At 50.5% G+C, this 20,455-nt stretch carries 19 protein-coding genes; all 19 read left to right on the top strand.

The features are described 5' to 3' along the window. Positions 1-186: 186 nt before the first annotated feature. The 19 genes from rimP to WFK81_RS08345 all read left to right on the top strand — a co-directional run bounded on the left by rimP (position 187) and on the right by WFK81_RS08345 (position 20,320). A complete protein-coding gene (gene rimP / locus WFK81_RS08435) occupies positions 187-648 on the top strand; it encodes a ribosome maturation factor RimP (protein ID WP_127495794.1) in 462 nt (153 codons plus the stop codon). A 37-nt stretch (positions 649-685) separates the two neighbouring features. Then, positions 686-1,783 carry a transcription termination factor NusA gene (gene nusA / locus WFK81_RS08430; RefSeq protein WP_336785992.1) on the top strand — a complete coding sequence of 366 codons (1,098 nt, stop codon included), beginning with the start codon at positions 686-688 and terminating at the stop codon, positions 1,781-1,783. Positions 1,784-1,832: 49 nt separating this feature from the next. Next, positions 1,833-2,147 carry an RNase P modulator RnpM gene (gene rnpM, locus WFK81_RS08425; RefSeq protein WP_091181683.1) on the top strand — a complete coding sequence of 105 codons (315 nt, stop codon included), beginning with the start codon at positions 1,833-1,835 and terminating at the stop codon, positions 2,145-2,147. Then, positions 2,140-2,490, top strand: a complete 351-nt coding sequence (locus tag WFK81_RS08420) for a L7Ae/L30e/S12e/Gadd45 family ribosomal protein (protein WP_091183487.1) — start codon at positions 2,140-2,142, stop codon at positions 2,488-2,490. Before rnpM ends, WFK81_RS08420 begins: the two co-directional genes overlap by 8 nt. Then, complete coding sequence (gene infB, locus WFK81_RS08415) at positions 2,456-5,257, top strand: translation initiation factor IF-2 (protein ID WP_336785991.1); 2,802 nt, start codon at positions 2,456-2,458, stop codon at positions 5,255-5,257. Before WFK81_RS08420 ends, infB begins: the two co-directional genes overlap by 35 nt. Positions 5,258-5,264: 7 nt before the next feature. Further along, complete coding sequence (gene rbfA / locus WFK81_RS08410) at positions 5,265-5,621, top strand: 30S ribosome-binding factor RbfA (protein WP_015844983.1); 357 nt, start codon at positions 5,265-5,267, stop codon at positions 5,619-5,621. Next, positions 5,618-6,610, top strand: a complete 993-nt coding sequence (locus tag WFK81_RS08405; protein WP_336785990.1) for a DHH family phosphoesterase — start codon at positions 5,618-5,620, stop codon at positions 6,608-6,610. Before rbfA ends, WFK81_RS08405 begins: the two co-directional genes overlap by 4 nt. Continuing rightward, positions 6,611-7,513 carry a tRNA pseudouridine(55) synthase TruB gene (truB, locus tag WFK81_RS08400; protein WP_336785989.1) on the top strand — a complete coding sequence of 301 codons (903 nt, stop codon included), beginning with the start codon at positions 6,611-6,613 and terminating at the stop codon, positions 7,511-7,513. 35 nt (positions 7,514-7,548) lie between these two features. Then, entirely contained in the window at positions 7,549-8,496 is a 948-nt protein-coding gene (locus WFK81_RS08395) for a bifunctional riboflavin kinase/FAD synthetase (RefSeq protein WP_336785988.1), read from the top strand. A gap of 164 nt (positions 8,497-8,660) precedes the next feature. Further along, on the top strand, positions 8,661-8,930 hold the full coding sequence (gene rpsO, locus WFK81_RS08390) for a 30S ribosomal protein S15 (RefSeq protein ID WP_336785987.1): 270 nt from the start codon (positions 8,661-8,663) through the stop codon (positions 8,928-8,930). Between the two features lie 231 nt (positions 8,931-9,161). Next, the gene (gene pnp / locus WFK81_RS08385) at positions 9,162-11,243 is read left to right on the top strand and encodes a polyribonucleotide nucleotidyltransferase (protein WP_336786450.1); all 2,082 of its coding nucleotides are present in this window, start codon (positions 9,162-9,164) and stop codon (positions 11,241-11,243) included. A gap of 214 nt (positions 11,244-11,457) precedes the next feature. Further along, entirely contained in the window at positions 11,458-12,465 is a 1,008-nt protein-coding gene (locus WFK81_RS08380) for a polysaccharide deacetylase family protein (RefSeq protein WP_336785986.1), read from the top strand. A 111-nt stretch (positions 12,466-12,576) separates the two neighbouring features. Continuing rightward, positions 12,577-13,842 (top strand): M16 family metallopeptidase, encoded by a 1,266-nt coding sequence (locus WFK81_RS08375; RefSeq protein ID WP_336785985.1) that lies wholly within the window; start codon positions 12,577-12,579, stop codon positions 13,840-13,842. Then, positions 13,823-14,266 (top strand): dUTP diphosphatase, encoded by a 444-nt coding sequence (gene dut, locus WFK81_RS08370; RefSeq protein WP_336785984.1) that lies wholly within the window; start codon positions 13,823-13,825, stop codon positions 14,264-14,266. The genes WFK81_RS08375 and dut overlap by 20 nt, the downstream gene beginning before the upstream one ends. 336 nt (positions 14,267-14,602) lie before the next feature. Then, on the top strand, positions 14,603-15,499 hold the full coding sequence (gene dpsA / locus WFK81_RS08365) for a dipicolinate synthase subunit DpsA (RefSeq protein WP_336785983.1): 897 nt from the start codon (positions 14,603-14,605) through the stop codon (positions 15,497-15,499). Then, positions 15,499-16,092, top strand: a complete 594-nt coding sequence (locus tag WFK81_RS08360) for a dipicolinate synthase subunit B (protein WP_336785982.1) — start codon at positions 15,499-15,501, stop codon at positions 16,090-16,092. Before dpsA ends, WFK81_RS08360 begins: the two co-directional genes overlap by 1 nt. A gap of 221 nt (positions 16,093-16,313) precedes the next feature. Then, complete coding sequence (gene dapG, locus WFK81_RS08355) at positions 16,314-17,516, top strand: aspartate kinase (RefSeq protein ID WP_336785981.1); 1,203 nt, start codon at positions 16,314-16,316, stop codon at positions 17,514-17,516. A 48-nt stretch (positions 17,517-17,564) separates the two neighbouring features. Beyond that, the gene (gene dapA, locus WFK81_RS08350) at positions 17,565-18,437 is read left to right on the top strand and encodes a 4-hydroxy-tetrahydrodipicolinate synthase (protein ID WP_336785980.1); all 873 of its coding nucleotides are present in this window, start codon (positions 17,565-17,567) and stop codon (positions 18,435-18,437) included. 203 nt (positions 18,438-18,640) lie between these two features. Then, entirely contained in the window at positions 18,641-20,320 is a 1,680-nt protein-coding gene (locus tag WFK81_RS08345) for a ribonuclease J (RefSeq protein WP_336785979.1), read from the top strand. The last annotated feature ends 135 nt before the right edge of the window (positions 20,321-20,455 follow it).

Genomic DNA, 20,455 nt, shown 5'->3' with positions numbered 1-20,455 from the left:
ACGCTGCGTGTTAGAAAACATTTCTTGTCACCCCTATGCGGTTATGATATAATTTTTGTGGCAATGATGTGGATAGAGACTTGAAGCAGAGAGTGGGGAAACCCACTCTTTACGTTTTGTAAACGGCTTTTTTCGCATACGAATTAGCCGCTTGCTTACGTATGAAGAAACAGGAGGTTACACCGATTGAGCACATCCAAAATCAAAACCGTCGTTGAGGCTATGGTTACTCCCTTCCTCAACAGCAATGGATTTGAACTTGTTGATATTGAGTACGTCAAGGAAGGCAGCAACTTCTTCCTTCGTGTGTTCGTAGACAAGGAAGGCGGCATCGATATTGACGAATGCGGCAGAATCAGCGAATTTCTGAGCGAGGAATTGGATAAGAACGATCCGGTCTCCGATGCTTACTTCTTGGAAGTATCATCCCCGGGTGCGGAGCGTCCGCTTAAAAAGCCGGAAGATGTCCGAAAAGCAGTCGGCAAGCATGTCTACATAACGACTTACGAGCCAATTGACGGTTCGAAGGAATTTGAAGGACAGCTTACGGCGTTTGACGGCGAGCAGGCTACCGTAAAAATCGGCAAGAAAGAGCATGTCATTCCTTACGCCAAGGTCGCGAGCGCTCGTCTTGCGATAGTGTTCTAAATAGCGTTTTATTTTTGAAAGGGGGAACTCCATTCCAATGAGCATGGATTTTATTGAAGCATTGTCGGAAATCGAGAGGGATAAAGGGATTGCAAAGGAAGTGCTGTTAGAAGCGATTGAAGCGGCTTTGATATCGAGCTACAAGCGCAACTTCAATACGGCGCAGAATGTACGCGTAGACATTAACCGCCACAGCGGCGTTATTAAAGTATACGCCCGCAAGACGGTTGTAGACGAAGTGCTCGATCCGCGTCTTGAAATTACAGTTGACGCTGCGCGCGAGATTAACCCTCACTACACTCTTGACGATATCGCCGATATCGAGGTTACGCCTCGTGATTTCGGCCGGATTGCTGCCCAGACCGCGAAGCAGGTCGTTACGCAGCGTATCCGCGAAGCGGAGCGCGGTCTGATCTACAACGCGTTTATCGATAAGGAAGAAGATATCGTTAACGGTATCGTGCAGCGCCAGGATACGCGCAACCTGTTTGTTGACCTCGGCAAGGTCGAAGCGGTGCTTCCTCTAACCGAGCTAATGCCTACGGACAAATTCAAGCACGGCGACCGCGTAAAGTCGTACATTACCAAGGTAGAGAACACGACGAAGGGGCCGCAAATTATTTTATCCCGTACTCATCCGGGCCTGCTTAAGCGTCTCTTCGAGCTTGAAGTGCCGGAAATCTACGACGGCGTTGTCGAGATCCGCTCCGTTGCCCGCGAGGCCGGCTATCGCTCGAAGATTGCCGTTTATTCGCGCAATGAAGAGGTTGATCCGGTAGGATCCTGCGTAGGCCCTAAAGGCATGCGCGTTCAAACCATCGTTAACGAACTCACCGGCGAGAAGATTGATATCGTCCGATGGTCCGAGAACGTGGAGGAATATGTAGCGAATGCGCTCAGTCCGTCGAAGGTGCTTGAGGTTATCGTATTCGAACAAGAGAAAATGGCCCGCGTAATCGTGCCTGATTACCAGCTGTCTCTTGCCATTGGCATTAAAGGTCAGAATGCGCGCCTAGCCGCGAAGCTGACAGGCTGGAAAATCGATATTAAGAGTGAAACTCAAGCCGAGCAGGAGTACGGCCGTCCTAAAACGTCGGCAGGCACTATGCATCAGGATTCCGTTTCTATCGATTAATAGCAGGCTTGCATCTTGGGTCCATTAACGGGCAAAGGAGGGGTGTGCGGTGAGACCGAGAAAAGTGCCGCTTCGCAAGTGCGTGGCATGCCAAGAAATGAAGCCGAAGAGAGAACTCATCCGGGTTGTTCGGACACCAAACGAAGAAGTGCTTATAGACCTGACGGGGAAAAAAGCCGGTCGCGGCGCCTATCTATGCGGGCAGGTCAGCTGTTTCAAGCTGGCTAAGAAGTCCAAGGCGCTTGACCGGGCATTAAAGCAGGCAGTCGACGCATCGATTTACGACCAGCTTGAACAGGATTTCATTGCGGTAGAGGACGAGTTTCTGGCAGGCAAGGAGCGGGAAAGCGATGAAGATGAATAAAGGCTTGTCTTCGCTCGGAATGGCCATGAGAGCCGGAAAGCTTATTACCGGAGATGAAATTGTGCTCAAGGCGGTTCGTAAGGGTGAAGCACAGCTCGTGATTATAGCGGGCGATGCTTCTCCGAACACGAAGAAGAAGTTTCGCGACAAATGCAACACCTACGGGGTACAGCTCGCCGAAGCATTTGACCGCGATCAGCTTGGAAAGGCCATCGGAAAGCCGGAACGAGTCGTACTGGCGGTAACTGACGCAAAGTTCGGAAAAATGATTGCAGGTCATCTGAGTCAAAATTCGGAGGTGGATAATATTGAGCAAACAACAGGACAACAGCAAGGACAATAAAGATAAAACCCGCGTATACGAATACGCAAAATCGCTAAACATGAGCAGTAAAGAAATTATAACGATTCTTAAACGGCTTAATCTGCCCGTTAATAATCATATGAGCGTTATGGAAAACGAAATGGTTCAAAAAGTGGAAGGCTTCTTCCGCGATATTAAGCAAAATGCGGCAGCTAAGCGCGCCCAGGATTCCGGCAGTGCTACCGTATCGGCGGCACCTCAGTCACAGGCACAGACCGCAAGCAAACCGCAGCATAATCAAACGGTACAAAAAAATCTATCTCAGGACAGACAGGGGCCTATGAATTCTATTAAAACGACATCTGAAACCAACCAATCGCAACAAGAACAACGTCCGCAAAGTCAGCAAGAAACAACAAGCAATTCGGCTTCGAGCCAAGCTAACCCTACTGCTAGCGGAAGCAGCTCCAGCAATAATAACAGACCGCAGCACAGCGGTAACCGTCAAGGTTCTTACCAAGGCAACCGCCCGCAAGGTCAAGGCGGTCAGGGCGGCAATCGCCCGCAAGGTCAAGGCGGCGGCGGTTACAACCGTCCGCAAGGTCAAGGCGGCCAAGGCGGCAATCGCCCGCAAGGTCAAGGCGGCGGTGGTTACAACCGTCCGCAAGGTCAAGGCGGTCAAGGCGGCAATCGTCCGCAAGGCGGCGGCGGATTTAACCGTCCGCAAGGTCAAGGCGGCGCACCGGGCGGCAACCGTCCACAAGGCGGCGGCGCACCAGGCGGTAACCGTCCGCAAGGTCAAGGCGGCGGACAAAACCGTTCGTTCGATTCGTCCCGTCCGGCACCAACTTCGCGTGGTACTGCGGCAGGCGAAACAAACAACCGTAAAGGCAACAATGCGGTAAACAAAAACAGAACGAATAACAACAACGGCAGCCAAAAGCGTTTCGACGATGGCAAGCCGAACTTTAGAACGAATCCTAACGGTCGCGGCAAAGGCGGCAGAAATAACCGTAACCATTCGCAGCAGCCTCCTCGCGAGAAAATCGACAATACGCCTAAGAAAATCATTGTGCGCGGTACGATGACAGTAGGCGATTTGGCTAAGCTGCTTCATAAGGATGCGTCAGAAGTTATCAAGAAGCTTATTTCTCTTGGCGTAATGGCTACCATTAACCAAGAGCTTGATATGGATACCATTCTTCTGATTGCTCAAGAATTTGGCGTAGAGGTTGAAGTGAAAATTCCGGTTGAAGAAGATACCTTCGAAACCGTGGAAGAAGTGGATGATGAAGCAGATCTGACGACTCGTCCACCGGTTGTAACGATTATGGGTCACGTTGACCATGGTAAAACAACCCTTCTCGACGCTATCCGTCATACAAACGTAACGGGCGGCGAAGCAGGCGGTATCACCCAGCATATCGGTGCTTACCAAGTTGAGATCAACCATAAGAAAATTACGTTCCTCGATACACCGGGTCACGAAGCGTTTACGCTTATGCGCGCACGCGGTGCTCAAGTAACGGATATTACGATCATCGTTGTAGCAGCCGATGACGGCGTTATGCCTCAGACGGTTGAAGCAGTCAACCATGCGAAGGCGGCTGGCGTGCCTATTATCGTAGCGGTTAACAAAATCGATAAACCGGAAGCAGATCCTGACAAAATCAAACAGGCGCTTACGGAATACGAACTCGTTCCGGAAGAGTGGGGCGGCGATACAATCTTCGTTAACGTATCGGCTAAGCAACGCCTTGGTCTGGAAGAGCTGCTCGAGATGATTCTGCTCGTGGCCGAAGTTAATGATTACAAAGCAAATTCGGACAAACGCGCACGCGGAACAGTTATTGAAGCCGAACTCGACAAAGGTAAAGGTCCGGTAGCACGCGTTCTCGTACAACACGGCTCGCTTAAGATTGGCGATGCTTTCGTAGCCGGCAACTGCTTCGGTCGTGTCCGCGCTATGGTGAACGATAAAGGCCGTCGTATCAAAGAAGCAGGTCCTTCGACTCCGGTTGAGATTACCGGCTTGACGGAAGTACCGCTTGCAGGCGATCCGTTTATGGTATTTGAAGACGAGCGCAAAGCAAGAGCTATTGCAGACCGTCGTTCGATCAAACAACGTCAGTCGGAGCTTGGCGCGAATTCCCGCGTTACGCTTGACGATTTGTTCAAGCATATTCAAGAAGGCGAGATCAAAGATCTCAACATCATCATCAAGTCCGACGTTCAAGGCTCGACAGAGGCTCTCAAAGGCTCCCTTGCGAAAATTGACATCGAAGGCGTTCGCATCAAGATCATTCACAGCGGCGTAGGCGCAATCACGGAATCCGACATCAACTTGGCTGCGGCATCCAACGCTATCGTAATCGGATTTAACGTTCGTCCAGAGCCGCAAGCTGATCTTGCTGCACAGCAGGAGAAAGTAGATGTTCGTCTGCACCGCGTTATTTACAACGTAATCGAAGAGATCGAGCAAGCGATGAAAGGCATGCTGGATCCAATCTTCAAAGAGGTTGTTCAAGGCCAAGCGGAAGTCCGCAACATCTTCAAGCTCAGCAAAGTTGGCGCTATCGCCGGATGTATGGTTATTAGCGGCAAAATTACGCGTAACTCCGAAGTTCGCGTCATCCGCGGCGGTATCGTTGTATTCGAAGGCAAAATGGATACCGTTAAACGCTTCAAGGATGATGTGAAAGAAGTTGCTCAAGGCTACGAGTGCGGTATTACGATCGAGCGGTTTAGCGACTTCAAAGAAGGGGATATTATTGAAGCCTTCGTAATGGAGTCCGTAGAGAGGTGATTAACGCATGGCAAAAATTCGTGTAGGACGGGTCGGCGAACAGATTAAAAAAGAGCTGAGCCAAATTATCCAGACCGAGTTGAAGGATCCTCGTATCGGATTTATTACGGTAACAGGTGTTGAGGCGACAAGCGACCTTTCCCAGGCGCGTGTCTACCTCAGCGTGCTCGGCAGCGAAGAACAAAAAGAAGAAACCCTTAAAGCGCTTGGCAAAGCAAACGGATATCTCCGTTCTGAGCTTGGCAAGCGGATGCGTCTCCGCCACACGCCGGAGCTGCTGTTCAAGTTCGACAGCAGCATCGAGTATGGCAGCCGTATCGAAGGGCTGCTCGAAGAAATTAACCGTGGGAACAAAGGCCAATGACGGCCGGCGTAAACTACGGGCACCAGCTTGAAGCTGCACTTGCATTTATGCGGGAAGGAGACGACTTCTTGGTCGTCTCCCATGTGCAGCCCGATGGGGATGCAATCAGCTCCACCTCGGTTATAGGCTGGATGCTTGATCAATTGGGAAAAACAAAAACGCTGATTAATGAAGGGGAATCTCCTTCACGGCTTAATTACTTAAGAGGCTTTGATCAAATCGTCAATTACCGCAAGGAGAAGCCGGGGCAGACGTACACGCATGTTATTGCGGTCGATTGCGCCGATTTTCGGCGTATTGGCGAGGTTTCAGCCTTGTTTGCGCAGGATGCGAAAATACTTAATATCGACCATCACCCGACCAATGACGGGTTTGGCGTGGTTAATGTCATCCGTCCCGATGCCGCGGCTACGGTTGAGATCCTGTTTGATCTGATCGAATTGTCAGGTTTGAACATCGATGTGGATTGCGCGACGGCTATCTATACGGGACTGCTTACGGATACCGGAGGATTCCGTTATTCCAATACCAGTCCAAAAGTGATGGATGTTGCTTCCCGCATGCTTTCACTTGGCGCGCCGGGACATCAGCTAGCCGATCATTTGCTTGAGAAAATGACGATGGCGAAGCTGAAGCTTCTTCAGCGCTGCTTAGCGAGACTGACCTTTACGGAGGATCAGCAAATCGGCTGGCTGTATGTAGGCAAGGATGATATGAAAGAGATAGGCGCTGTACCTGATGATTTGGAAGGAATCGTAAATTACGCGCTTAATATTGACGGCGTGGAAGTCGGGATTCTTTTCAAAGAAACGGAAGACGGCGGGGTTAAGGCAAGCCTTCGGTCTGCGGGAAAAGCGGACGTAGCGGCCATTGCTCAGGCTTTGGGCGGCGGCGGACATGTTCGTGCGGCCGGTTGCCGAATGCAAGGCACGCTTACGGAAGCGATGCAGGAGCTTGTTGAAGCAGTTAGAAAGGCGTTGAATGAATAGATGGACGGAATTATTGCCGTATGGAAGCCTGCCGGTTGGACGTCGCATGATGTAGTGGCGAAAGTACGGCGAATCGTTCGTATGAAGCGTATCGGGCATGCGGGAACTCTGGATCCGATGGTTACCGGCGTATTGCCGCTGTGTCTCGGAAGATCAACGAGAGTGGTTGAATATTTGCAGGAGAGACCTAAAGCCTACGAAGCCGTCATTCAGCTCGGCACAGCTACGGATACGGAAGACTTGACGGGGACAGTCCTTGAAGAGCAGACTGGAATCAAGGTAACGAGAGAACAGGTGCTGCAGGTGCTGCAAAGCTTTGTTGGCGAGATCGATCAAGTTCCGCCGATGTTCTCCGCCGTGAAGGTAGACGGCAAGCGGCTCTATGAGCTGGCAAGGGAAGGCAAGACCGTCGAGAGGAAGTCACGCAAAGTGACCATCCATCAGATTGACCTTCTGAATGCGGATCTTGATGCGGATAAACCGCGATTTGCCTTTTCCGTTATCTGCTCCAAAGGTACCTATATTCGAACCTTATGCGTAGATATTGGCCGTGCGCTTGGCGTACCGGCTGCGATGGCAGAGCTCACTCGGACGATGTCCGGGGGGATTGCAAGAGAGCAATGCGTCACGCTTGAAGAGCTGGAGGAGCTGCAGGCAGCGGGAAGGCTGGAGGAGAAATTGCTTCCGGCTGATATCGCCATTGATCATCTTCAGCGGGTTCAAGCAAATGCAGCGGTTACCGAGATGGCGCTTCGAGGGCAGAAAATACCGTACAAGCGGATTGCCGCTTCCTTCGATTCCAGCAGTCTCGTACGCCTATATGGCGAGAATGATGCTTTTATCGGAATTTTTGAGGCCGATGATCAAGCATTGGCGCTTAAACCGGTGAAAGTATTTTCCTAACCGGGATTATATAGAGGAATTGCAGGTGTATCAGCATGGAAATTATATCCCTTACTTATCCTTTACACGAAAGTCCGGCTATGCTTCGGAACAAGAAGCTTGCTGTGGCAATCGGGCATTTTGACGGTGTTCACCGCGGTCATCAGAACGTGATTACTCAAGCGGTACGAATTGCGAAGGACACCGGAGCTTTGTCTGCCGTAATGACCTTCCTTCCGCATCCGAAAGAGGTTCTTGGACAAGGCGATCAATATTTCAGCTGCTTGACACCGCCGGAAGAGAAGCAGGCTCTGTTCGCCGAGCTCGGCGTTGACATTATGCTTGTCATGAATTTTGATCTGACCTTTGCCGCAATCAGCCCTCAACAATTTGTAGACGAGGTATTGCGACCTCTGCATGCCGAACATGTTGTCGTCGGTTTCGATTTCACCTTTGGTTCCAAAGGAAAGGGAAATCCGGAAACGATGAGGACGCTAGGCAGTCCCGATATCACGGTTGATATTGTTGAGCCGCTTTACGAGAATGGCGAGAAGGTAAGCAGCACGTATATCCGTGCCGCACTCGAGAAGGGTGACATTGCGCTGGCAACAACTCTTCTTGGCCGGCCTTATGAAGTGGATGGCATGGTTGTGCACGGAGATGCGCGCGGAAGAACGATCGGTTTCCCGACAGCCAATGTAGGTTTATCCAAGCCATACGTAACCCCTTGTCTTGGGGTGTTCGCCATTAAAGCAAAGGTGGCGGGAAAAACTTATTACGGCGTGCTCAACCACGGAATGAAGCCTACGTTTAACAAAGAAGAGATTCGTCCCGTACTGGAGGCGCATCTGTTCGATTTCCATCAAGAGATATATGGAGAGCCGATCACGCTTGAGTTCCACTCCTTTATCCGTGCGGAGAAACGTTTTGGTTCCGTGCATGAATTAATCGAGCAGATTGGGGAAGACGCGAAGCAAACCAAGCTATTCTTTGGTCTGTCCTAAGCGGTGGCATTTACTTGCCTTCTTCATTGTGCTATACTAAGTAACGTTGTGGGCGAGAACGGCCTGTCCGGTATCGTACCGCATTTGAACCTTAGCTTGGAAATCAGCTCTCACCGGCGGTTTCGAGGCTAATGGCGATTAACTGAAACAGGAGGTGAACGAGGATGGCAATTACACAAGATCGTAAGCAACAACTGATCGAGACTCACAAAACACACGCGAGCGACACGGGTTCCCCGGAAGTTCAAGTGGCTATCCTGACGGAAAACATCGTGAACTTGACGCAACACTTGCGGGAGCACAAGAAAGATCATCATTCCCGCCGTGGTCTGCTGAAGATGGTAGGTCAACGCCGTAAGCTGTTGGCATACCTGAAAAACAAAGATGTTAAACGTTATAGCGCATTGATCGAAAAACTCGGCCTTCGCCGCTAGAACAAGTTTCATGAAAAGCAACCTGGTTGTCTTGCCGTCCGGGCTACCGGAGCCGGCAGAATCGGGTTGCTTTTTGTAATATCACAACATTCAGCAGGATATACCATCCCTGTTCACGAATGTAATGAAAACCAATGGTTACATAACGATGACTTTAAGCACATACTTGCTTACGAAGCAAGTATTGCTTCATAACTTTTTTAGGAGGGAATACGTTTGCAACGAGTAGAGATGTTATTAGGCGGCAGACCGCTTGTTCTGGAAACAGGCCGTTTGGCGAAGCAAGCTAATGCAGCAGTAACGGTACGTTACGGGGATACCGTCGTTCTTTGTACGGTAACGGCTTCGGCTGAACCGAAAGACCTCGATTTCTTCCCGCTTACCGTGAACTATGAAGAACGTTTATATGCGGTTGGCAAAATCCCTGGCGGATTTATCAAACGCGAAGGACGTCCAAGCGAGAAAGCGATCTTGAGCAGCCGTTTGACGGACCGTCCGATTCGTCCGCTGTTCCCGGAAGGCTTCCGTAACGATGTTCAAGTTGCGAATATCGTCATGAGCGTAGACCAGGACTGCCCGCCGGAAATTGCGGCTATGATCGGTACTTCCGCGGCGCTTACGATTTCCGATGTTCCATTCAACGGACCAATCGGCGGCGTGAGCGTAGGTCGCATCAATGGCGAATTTATTATCAACCCGACAGTCGAGCAAGAACAACTGACGGAAATCTTCGTTGTGGTTGCCGGTACAAAGGACGCAATCATGATGGTGGAAGCGGAAGGCAATGAAGTATCGGAGGACATTATGCTTGAAGCCATCATGTTTGGCCATGATGAAATCAAGAAAATCGTCGCTACGATCGAGGAACTTCAGGCTGCCGCAGGCAAACCGAAAATGGAAGTGAAGCTTCATGCGGTTAACGATGAAGTTAACGCTGCCGTTCGCGCTTTTGCTTCTGAGAAGCTGGTTGCAGCTATCCGTATTCCGGAGAAGCATGCACGCCAAGATGCGATTGACGCCGCAAACAGCGAGACCGTTGCTCATTTCGAAGAGGTGTATGCCGAAACTCCCGAGCTTCTGGCAGACGTAAAAGAAGTGCTGTACGACATCGTAAAAGAAGAAGTACGCCGCTTGATCACGCATGACAAAGTACGCCCGGACGGCCGTGCTCTTGAAGAGATTCGTCCAATCGAGTGCGATGTTGCATTGCTGCCTCGTACACACGGTTCCGGCCTCTTCACGCGTGGACAAACTCAAGCGCTTAGCATTTGTACGCTTGGTGCGCTTGGCGATGTTCAAATCCTGGACGGTATCAGTCCGGAAGAGACCAAACGCTTCATGCATCATTACAATTTCCCGCCATTCAGCGTAGGTGAGGCACGTCCGCTTCGTCCTCCTGGCCGCCGCGAAATTGGTCACGGCGCACTTGGCGAGCGCGCACTTTCGAAGGTTATTCCTTCCGAAGCGGAATTCCCGTACACCATCCGCCTTGTATCCGAAGTTCTGGAATCGAACGGTTCGACTTCGCAGGCAAGTATTTGCGCAAGCACGCTTGCTATGATGGATGCCGGCGTACCTATTAAAGCACCTGTAGCGGGTATCGCAATGGGTCTGATCAAAGACGGAGATCATTTCTCCATCTTGTCTGACATCCAAGGCATGGAAGATCACCTCGGCGATATGGACTTCAAGGTTGCGGGTACCGCGCAAGGCGTTACGGCTATCCAAATGGATATTAAAATCAACGGTATCGACCGTGCGATCTTGTCGCAGGCATTGGAACAAGCGCGTATTGGCCGCATGCACATCCTCGGCAAAATGACGGCTGTTATGTCTGAGTCGCGTTCGAACCTATCGAAATACGCACCTAAGATTCTGACTCTCCGCATTAACCCCGATAAGATCCGTGACGTTATCGGCTCCGGCGGTAAAATCATCAATAAAATTATTGAAGAAACCGGCGTAAAGATCGATATCGAGCAGGATGGAATGGTCTACATCGCTTCCTCGAACGAAGAGATGAACCAACGCGCGAAGGCGATTATCGAGGGTATCGTAAAAGAAGTCGTTGTTGGCGAGGTCTACCTCGGAACCGTAAAACGGATCGAGAAATTCGGCGCGTTTGTTGAAATTCTTCCGAACAAAGACGGTCTCGTTCACATTTCGCAGCTTTCGACCGAGCGCGTAGCGAAGGTAGAAGACGTCGTTGCGATTGGCGATCAGATTACGGTAAAAGTTACGGAAATCGATCAGCAGGGTCGTATTAATCTGTCCCGCAAAGCTGTTCTGACTCCACAAGTTCCAGCGCAGTAAACCTACTGCGCTTCCATATCTGTTAAAGCAAAGAGCCAGATTCGATCTGTCTCTTTTTGTTTTGTTAGAGACGGATCCGTGACTGTCTTCATCTAAATCTCTGTGACATAATCTCGTCCAGCTCCACATACCTATTAGACAAGCGCAGGCGTATGGATAAGCTATGCCTGCATTCGCCATAATACGTGGCCTATATCGATAAGTAGGAGCTGGAATGATGCGTATGCGGAATAAAATCATTGGGCTTTGTGCTTCCTTTATCGTACTATTTGTCTTTATCCGTCTGAATGCCGGAGGCGTCATGGATTATATTCAGGCAGTAAAAGGGAAGGAAGCGGTTGTTACGGGGGCGGAATCGGCCATCTCCGATGAGGAAAAGGCCAAGCTGCGGGAAACAATAGAAGCGGAGGCACGACAACGCTATGTTGAACCCGTTGACGCTCGGATCGATCGGGTATGGAAAGCGATTCCCGGGTATAATGGTCTGGAAGTGGATGTCGAGAAAACCTATCAACAAACGCTTGCAAGCGGTAAAACGTCGCCGATTCAGTTTGTATACAAAGAGATTCCTCCGAAAATTTCCTTGAAGGATCTGGGGCCATGGCCGATTTATAAGGGCAATCCGAACAAGAAGATGATTGCCATTATGGTTAATGTCGCATGGGGGAACGAGTATCTACCGGCTATACTGGACACATTCGACAAAGAAAAGGTGAAGGCAACCTTTTTCCTGGATGGCTCTTGGTTGAAGAAATATCCGGATGTTGCGAAGCAGATTCAAGAACGGGGCCATGAAATTTCAAATCATGCGTATTCGCACCCCGATATGAAAACCCTAAATAGACAATCCCAGTACACGCAAATTTCCCGTACCGAGGATTTGATTAAGGGTACGCTTGGCGCACAGAACAAATGGTTCGCTCCGCCTTCCGGCTCGTACAACCAGACTACGGTTCAGGTTGCCAGCGAACAAGGTTTAATGACGGTGTTGTGGACGCTTGATACGGTGGATTGGCAGAAGCCGTCGCCGGATTGGATCATCCGGAAAATTTCCTCCAAGCTCGAGCCTGGCGCCCTGATTCTCATGCACCCGACCTCGTCGTCGAGGGATGCGCTTACCGGTATGATACGCGAAGCAAAGCGCCAGGGTTATGCGCTTGGCACGGTTAGCGAGACGCTGTCGTCAAACCGACTTCCTTCTGCGGTTGAGCAGTCTCCCTAAATTTGTTATAGTGAAATCATTCATCTTCAGCTCATGCTTACGAAGCATGAATCACCACAAACGGTTAATAATCAACCCTTTGTGTGGCAATTCATTTTAGGAGGATACGAAGTGAATAAATACACGCTCAGCAATGGCCTCCGCGTCGTCGTGGAATATTTGCCGACATTTCGGTCGGTATCCTTCGGCATTTGGGTAAAGACGGGTTCACGGAATGAAACGCCGGAGAACAACGGGATCTCCCATTTTGTCGAGCATATGCTGTTCAAGGGCACTAACGGCCGCACGGCAAAAGACATTGCCGATCTGTTTGACGGAATTGGCGGCAACGTGAATGCTTTTACGTCCAAGGAATATACCTGCTATTTTGCAAAGGTGCTGGATGAGCATCTGCCGCTCGCGGTAGACGCCCTTTCGGATATGTTCTTCGATTCGAAGCTGGATTCGGAGGAACTGGCGAAAGAAAAAAACGTGATTCTGGAAGAAATCTCGATGTACGAGGATACGCCGGACGACAAGGTGCATGATGAAGCTTCCCGTGCAGCCTACGGAGATCATCCGCTTGCGTATTCCATTCTTGGTCTGGAAGAACGGCTTGCAGCCATGAACTCCGATTCGCTGCGCGGATATATGAATGATACATATACGATTGAAAATACGGTAATCAGCGTGGCCGGCAACGTGGAGGAAACCAAGCTTCTGGCACTCCTTGAGCAATATTTCGGCCGCTTTCAGAATAATGGGAAGGATGGTATCGTAACGGCTCCAACGTTCCGCGGCGATTATGTCTACTTCAAGAAAAAGACCGAGCAGAACCATCTCTGCCTCACATTCCCTGGTTGTTCCAATTCAGACCCGCAGCTGTATGCCATGATCTTGCTGAACAATGCGCTTGGGGGCGGAATGAGCTCGCGGCTGTTCCAGGAGATCCGCGAAAAACGGGGCTTGGCCTACTCGGTTTACTCGTATCATACGTCTTATGCGGACAGCGGTTTGTTTACTGTGTATGCCGGAACCGCGCCGAAGCAGACGAAAGAAGTGCTTGATCTAACGCTGGAGCAGATGGAAGAGCTTGCGGTTAAAGGTCTGAGTGACGAAGAGTTGCACCGCGGGAAAGAGCAGCTGAAAGGCAGCCTGATCTTGAGTCTTGAAAGCACAAGCAGCCGGATGAACCGTCTTGGCAAGAACGAGTTGATGATCGGAAGACATTTTACGTTAGACGAAATGCTGCAACGCATCGATAATGTCACGATGAAGGATGTACGAGAAGTAACGGAGCGGATGTTGTCCGTACCGTTTGCCGTTGCCATGGTTGGAACAAACGATAAGGCTGCAGCACAGATCGGGAGGGATCGTTTTGTTTCAAATTCTATTTAAACGGCTGCCGGGCAATGAAGACATCGCGTTGCCTGGCAAAATGTCAGAATGGGCTGCAGGCTTTGACCTTCAGGCCGCAGTAACCGAGCCTGTCGTGCTGGCACCGGGGGATCGCAAGCTGATCCCGACAGGATTTGCCATGGCAATGCCGCCGCAAGTCGAAGCCCAAGTTCGACCAAGAAGCGGGCTGGCATTCAAGCACGGCATTACTTGCCTGAACTCGCCGGGTACCATTGATGCCGATTACCGCGGAGAAGTTAAGGTCTTGCTCATTAACCTAGGCCAAGAGCCGTTCACGATTAACCGAGGAGAGCGCATTGCCCAAATGGTCATCCAGCAGCTTCCGGAGATTACGATCGCCGAGGCGAGCGAACTCCCGGACACTGTCCGCGGAGCAGGCGGCTTCGGGCATACCGGCGTGTAAGTTGGTTTAACAATGCTTGAGGGGCATAATGGGACGGGGTATCTCCTTACGGCCGCTGTTGTCTAATCATTGTTTGATTGATATTTTAGATGACGCAATGATTAGACAAAGGCGAACATTAACATTCCTGCAGGAGATACCCCTTACCCAAGCCGCCTTCAAGCACAATTGGAAACCAAAAATATCCGGTCTGCACTCAATAGAACCATCTTAGCACCAAAACCAGGTTAACCTGGTTTTGGTGCTTTTTTGCGTTCCGAAATATTGGCTTTCACCATTCTGGGCGCAGGGCATAAGATGGTCTATAACTAGTGCGCAGAAAGGAGTGAAGCCTACATGCTAACAGGCGTTCAAATACTGCTGCTAGGAGGCGATGCGAGACAACTGGAAGTTATTCGCAAGTTAACCGAGCTGGATGCAACGGTTACGGTATCCGGCTTTGACGGACTGCATTCATCCTTGGACGGCGCAGTGCAAGCCGAATTTGACGAAAGCTTGTTTGACGATGTTGATGCACTGCTGCTGCCTGCAGTAGGCACGGACGATAACGGCTTTATTCATGCTGTATTCAGTGACCGCCAGATGCAGTTGGAGGATCGACATATCGCTAGGCTGCCTAAGCATAGCAAGGTATATGCCGGGATGGCAAAGCCCTATTTGAGGGAGCTTTGCGAGAAGCATCAGATTGGTCTTGTCGAGCTGTTTGACCGGGATGATGTTGCGATCTACAACTCCATTCCGACGGCAGAAGGGGCCATCATGATGGCCATTCAGAATACGGATATTACGATACATGGATCAACAAGCATGGTATTGGGATTTGGCAGGACCGGGTTTACCATGGCCCGGACCTTGCAGAGCTTAGGTGCGAAAGTACTGATAGGAGTAAGGCGGAGCGAGCATTTTGCAAGGGCGGCCGAGATGGGTTTTACGCCGTTTTACACAAGTCAACTCCTCCAAAATACGGGTAATATTGACTTGCTTTTTAATACAATTCCGACTATGATAGTCACAGCGCAAATTATAGCAAATTTGCCCTCGCGAACCGTTATTATTGACCTTGCCACGAAGCCTGGCGGAACTGATTTCCGCTTTGCCGAGAAGAGAGGCATTAAAGCGTTGCTCGCGCCCGGACTGCCCGGTATCGTCGCACCCAAAACAGCTGGACGAATCATAGCGGATTGCTTGACTCAGTTGATTACGGACGATTCGATAAAGCGGGGGAATGGGTAATGGATTGGACAGGGAAAACAGTCGGGTATGCGCTGTCTGGCTCGCACTGTACATTGGCTGAAATTATGCCTCAAATTAAACGGTTTGTAGATGCTGGCGCTAATGTGGTGCCAATCGTATCGCAATCCATTATGACAACAGACACGCGATTCGGATCGTCTGAGGAATGGCAGACGCAGCTGAAGGCGATAACCGGTAACGAAATTATTTCGACGATTGTGCAGGCTGAACCGCTTGGGCCGGCGAAGCTGTTCGATGTGCTTCTGATCGCGCCGTGCACGGGCAGCACAACCAGCAGGCTTGCCAATGCGATTACCGATAGTGCCGTGCTTATGGCGGCGAAAGCTCAAATGCGCAACTTAAGGCCTCTGGTGCTGGCGATCTCAACAAATGACGGCCTCGGGCTGAATGCTGCTAATATTGCAAAGCTGTTAGTAGCCAAAAATATTTATTTTGTGCCGTTTGGCCAGGATAACCCGGTACAAAAGCCAAACTCGCTTGTCGCGAGAATGGATCTGGCGTTGGAAGCATGCGAAGCAGCCTTGCAGGGAAAACAGCTGCAGCCGTTACTGATTGAGCGGTTTAACTATTAAAATGCTCTTATAGGTGTATCATCTATTACAAGCAGGCGGCGACGTATTCGGGACGCTGGCGATTCAGCCGGCAACCTTGGATTCGAATACGCCGCTTGTTTTGCCTTCATTTGTTCATCCGAATTGTTCGACTAGTGCAACAACAACAACGATCGGGAAGATGTCTGCCTTAGGCTTATCCGTTCAGACATCTTTGTATCGGTTACGGAGGAAAGACAGCAATGCGCATCCTGGTACAAAAGTTCGGGGGCACTTCACTTTCGACCGATCATGCTAGAAGCTATTGTCTTCAACATATTGCAAGAGAGCTCGCAAATGGATACAGCGTAGTAGTCGTTGTTTCGGCAATGGGGCGCTCGGGGGATCCGTACGCTACGGATACTTTGCTCCAGCTCATCCGAAACAACGGCGATAAGCTGCCGGCGCGGGAGCGGGATATGCTGCTGGGCTGCGGAGAGATTATTTCGGCCGCGGCGTTATGCAGCTTGCTTTGCTCTGAAGGTATACCATCCGTCGTATTAAACGGCGGCCAAGCAGGAATTATTACAGATGATCAATATGGCCACGCCCGGATTAAAGAGCTGCGTCCCGAGAAGATTTTGCAGCATTTACGGGATGAGAAGGTCGTAATTGTAACCGGTTTTCAAGGAAGTACGGAAAGCGGCGATATGACGACTCTAGGCCGGGGCGGGAGCGATACATCGGCTACCGCTTTAGGCGCGGCGCTTCGTGCGGAAATGGTTGATATCTATACGGATGTAAACGGGATCTTGACCGCAGATCCGCGGATAGTGGAAAATGCCAAGCCTCTCCAGGTTGTCAGCTATGCAGAGATCTGCAATATGGCGCGTCAAGGCGCCAAAGTCATTCATCCTCGCGCAGTGGAGATTGCGCAGCAGGCAAGAATTCCGGTACGGGTAAGATCGACCTTCTCCATGGAGGAGGGTACTCTCGTCTCCGATGCGGCATTTACCCCGGTAACTGACCGTCAGGCTACGGGGATTGCGCATGTATCGGGAGTAACGCAGATCACGGTAAAAGCAATCGAAGGCAGAAGCGATGTACAGCTTCAAGTGTTCCAGACGATGGCGAAGCATCATATCAGCGTTGATTTTATTAACGTAACGCCAAGCGGAGCGGTGTATACCGTATTCGACCAGGACGCTGATCGGGCAGTTTCGGTTCTTCAAGAATGCGGATATGATCCGCTGGCCGTTCGAGGGTGCGCCAAAGTATCCGTCATTGGGGGCGGGATGAACGGCGTGCCGGGCGTAATGGCCCGCATCGTGGAAGCTTTAACCGAGGAAGGTATTACAATCATGCAATCCGCCGACTCCAATACAACGATTTGGGTACTGGTCAAGGCTGAGGATATGGTGAAGGCCGTTAGGTCGCTTCACGCGAAGTTTGAACTTCATATATAGTTTCACGATACGCTTTCGAAGTGAAGTACTTTTCAGGAGGTCATAACAATGGATTTTGGTAGATTAATTACTGCAATGGTCACGCCTTTTGATGAGAACGGTCAAATTGACTGGGACACGACCGGTCGTTTGATCGACTATTTGATTGAAGAACAGCAAAGCGATACGCTTGTTGTATCAGGCACAACGGGGGAATCTCCGACTTTGACGGAAGAGGAGAAGGCGGAATTGTTCCGTTATGCCGTGGAACGTGCCGCCGGCCGCTGCAAAATTATTGCCGGTACGGGAAGCAACAATACGGCGCATTCGATTCATCTGACCAAGGTTGCGGAAGATGCCGGTGTAGACGGAGTGCTTCTGGTTGCGTCGTACTACAATAAGCCGAATCAAGAAGGTTTGTATCAACACTTCAAAGCAATCGCTGAATCTACCAAATTACCTGTCGTGCTCTACAACGTTCCAGGGCGTACAGGTATCAATATTTCCGTAGAAACCACGCTGCGCCTAGCAGAACTGGATAATGTGGTAGCAACCAAAGATTGTGCTTCCTCCGATCAATTGTCGCAGATTATTGCTGCAGCTCCGGACAGCTTCCGGGTATACAGCGGCGATGACAGCGCAACGCTGCCGACTCTTGCGATCGGCGGTTACGGAATTGTAAGTGTGGCCAGTCACATTATTGGCGCAAAGATGAAGCAGCTGATCGAATCGTATCTGGGCGGCGATGTGAAGCAGGCAGCCAAGCTGCATGCGGAATGCTATCCGGTGTTCAAAGGCCTCTTCGAATGTCCTCATCCGGTTCCGAATCCGGTTGCCGTGAAATACGCTCTTGGCCTGCGCGGTATGCCGGTGGGCGGCGTAAGACTCCCTCTAGTTGCGGCTAGCGAAGCCGAGGCGGCTTTTATTAGCAAGCTGATTTAATAAGATCTTTAGTACGACCCCAACAAGCAGGCGGAGAGCAATCTCCCGCCTGCTTGTTTGCGTTTAAGCGGGATACAAGCGGACGATTGTTTCACCTTGTTTTCCTTCTTTTTCATCATGTATAATGAGGTCAAGTGAAACGGACGGAAAATTCATACAATTGGCTGGAACGGAGAATGGTTTCATTCGAAGGAGGTAAGCGCTTGTCGAAAAAAAATCAGGATAAGCTGCTCGTATTTGCTCTTGGCGGAGTTGGCGAAATTGGCAAGAATATGTATGTTGTTCAGTATTCGAACGATATTGTCGTCGTGGATGCGGGACTTAAGTTCCCCGAAGAAGATATGCTGGGGATTGATATTGTTATTCCTGATATTTCCTATTTGACGGAAAATCGGGATAAGGTCAGGGCCATTCTCATCACGCACGGTCATGAAGACCATATCGGCGCTTTGCCCTATGTACTGAAGCAGCTAAATGTACCCGTGTATGGAACCAAGCTGACATTAGGCTTGATTGAAGGGAAACTGAAGGAAGCAGGTCTTCTAGGCGAGACCAAGCGGATCGTGATCGATGCGGATTCCGAGGTACAGCTTGGGACGATCCTGGCAAGCTTTTTCAAGACGAATCACAGTATACCCGACTCTATAGGCGTTGCGCTTGACACTCCGGAAGGCACCATCGTTCATACCGGTGATTTCAAATTTGACTATACGCCGGTCAATGACCAATACGCGGATTTGCAGCGGATGGCGGAGATCGGAAAAAAAGGCGTGCTTGCCCTATTGTCGGACAGTACCAATGCAGAAAGGCCAGGCTTTACGCCATCCGAGAAAAACGTCGGGGAAGAGCTTGAAGATATTTTTCATAAATCCTCTCAACGTGTCGTTGTCGCGACCTTTGCTTCTAACGTGCATCGCATCCAACAGGTCATTAACGCGGCAATTGCAACTAATCGATGCGTGGCCGTTGTCGGGCGCAGCATGGTTAACGTCGTTACCATTGCATCGGAGTTGGGTTATCTGCACATTCCGGAAGGTATGATTATTGAGCCCGAGGAAGTGAACAAGCTCGCAGCGGACCGTGTGGTAATCCTGTGCACGGGCAGCCAAGGCGAGCCGATGTCGGCTTTGACGAGAATGGCGCGGTCGACTCACCGCAAGGTTGATATTTTGCCGGGAGACACCGTTATCATTGCCGCTACGCCAATACCGGGCAACGAGCGTTATGTGGGCAGAACGGTAGATGAGCTGTTCCGTTTGGGCGCCCACGTCATTTACGGCCCCGGTTCCATCTCGGGAGTACATGTATCGGGTCACGGAAGCCAGGAAGAATTAAAGCTGATGCTTAACCTAATCAAACCGAAATATTTTATACCCATCCACGGGGAGTACCGGATGCTAAGGCAGCATGCCCAGCTTGGCGAAGCCGTAGGTATGGACCGGAGTCATATTTTCGTCATCGAAAACGGGGACACCGTTGAGTTTCAAGGCGGTCAGGCCCGCAAAGGCTCCAAGGTGCAAGCCGGCAATATAATGATCGACGGGCTTGGCGTGGGAGATGTCGGAAATATTGTACTGCGCGACCGCAAGCTGCTGTCCCAGGATGGCATTCTTGTCGTGGTGGTAACCTTGAGCAAGCAGGATGGAGGCACTATCGTTTCCGGACCGGATATTATTTCACGCGGCTTTGTTTATGTGCGGGAGTCTGAAGGCTTGCTGGATGAAGCAACCAAGATCGTTACTTCGACGCTTAACAAGCTGATGCATGACAAAGTGAATGAATGGGCTTCGCTCAAAACGAACGTAAAGGATGCGCTCGGACGTTTCCTTTATGAACAGACGAGACGGAGGCCAATGATTCTTCCGATTATTATGGAAGTATAACCATTTCTAAAAAGAACGTTCTAACGAGGAGAGGGCAGGCTCCTGACGGGACGTTCTTTTTTGCTTGCGATTGCCGTATAAATTCGCCATTCCACCTCATACTATGACGAGCATTTACGTTAATGAGGGGGAGCA

Origin of the sequence: Paenibacillus sp. MMO-177 (genome assembly GCF_037147795.1) — a bacterium.
Taxonomy (GTDB): Bacteria; Bacillota; Bacilli; order Paenibacillales; family Paenibacillaceae; genus Pristimantibacillus.
Note: the sequence above shows the minus strand (reverse complement) of the source record. Positions and strands in the feature narration are given on the sequence as shown.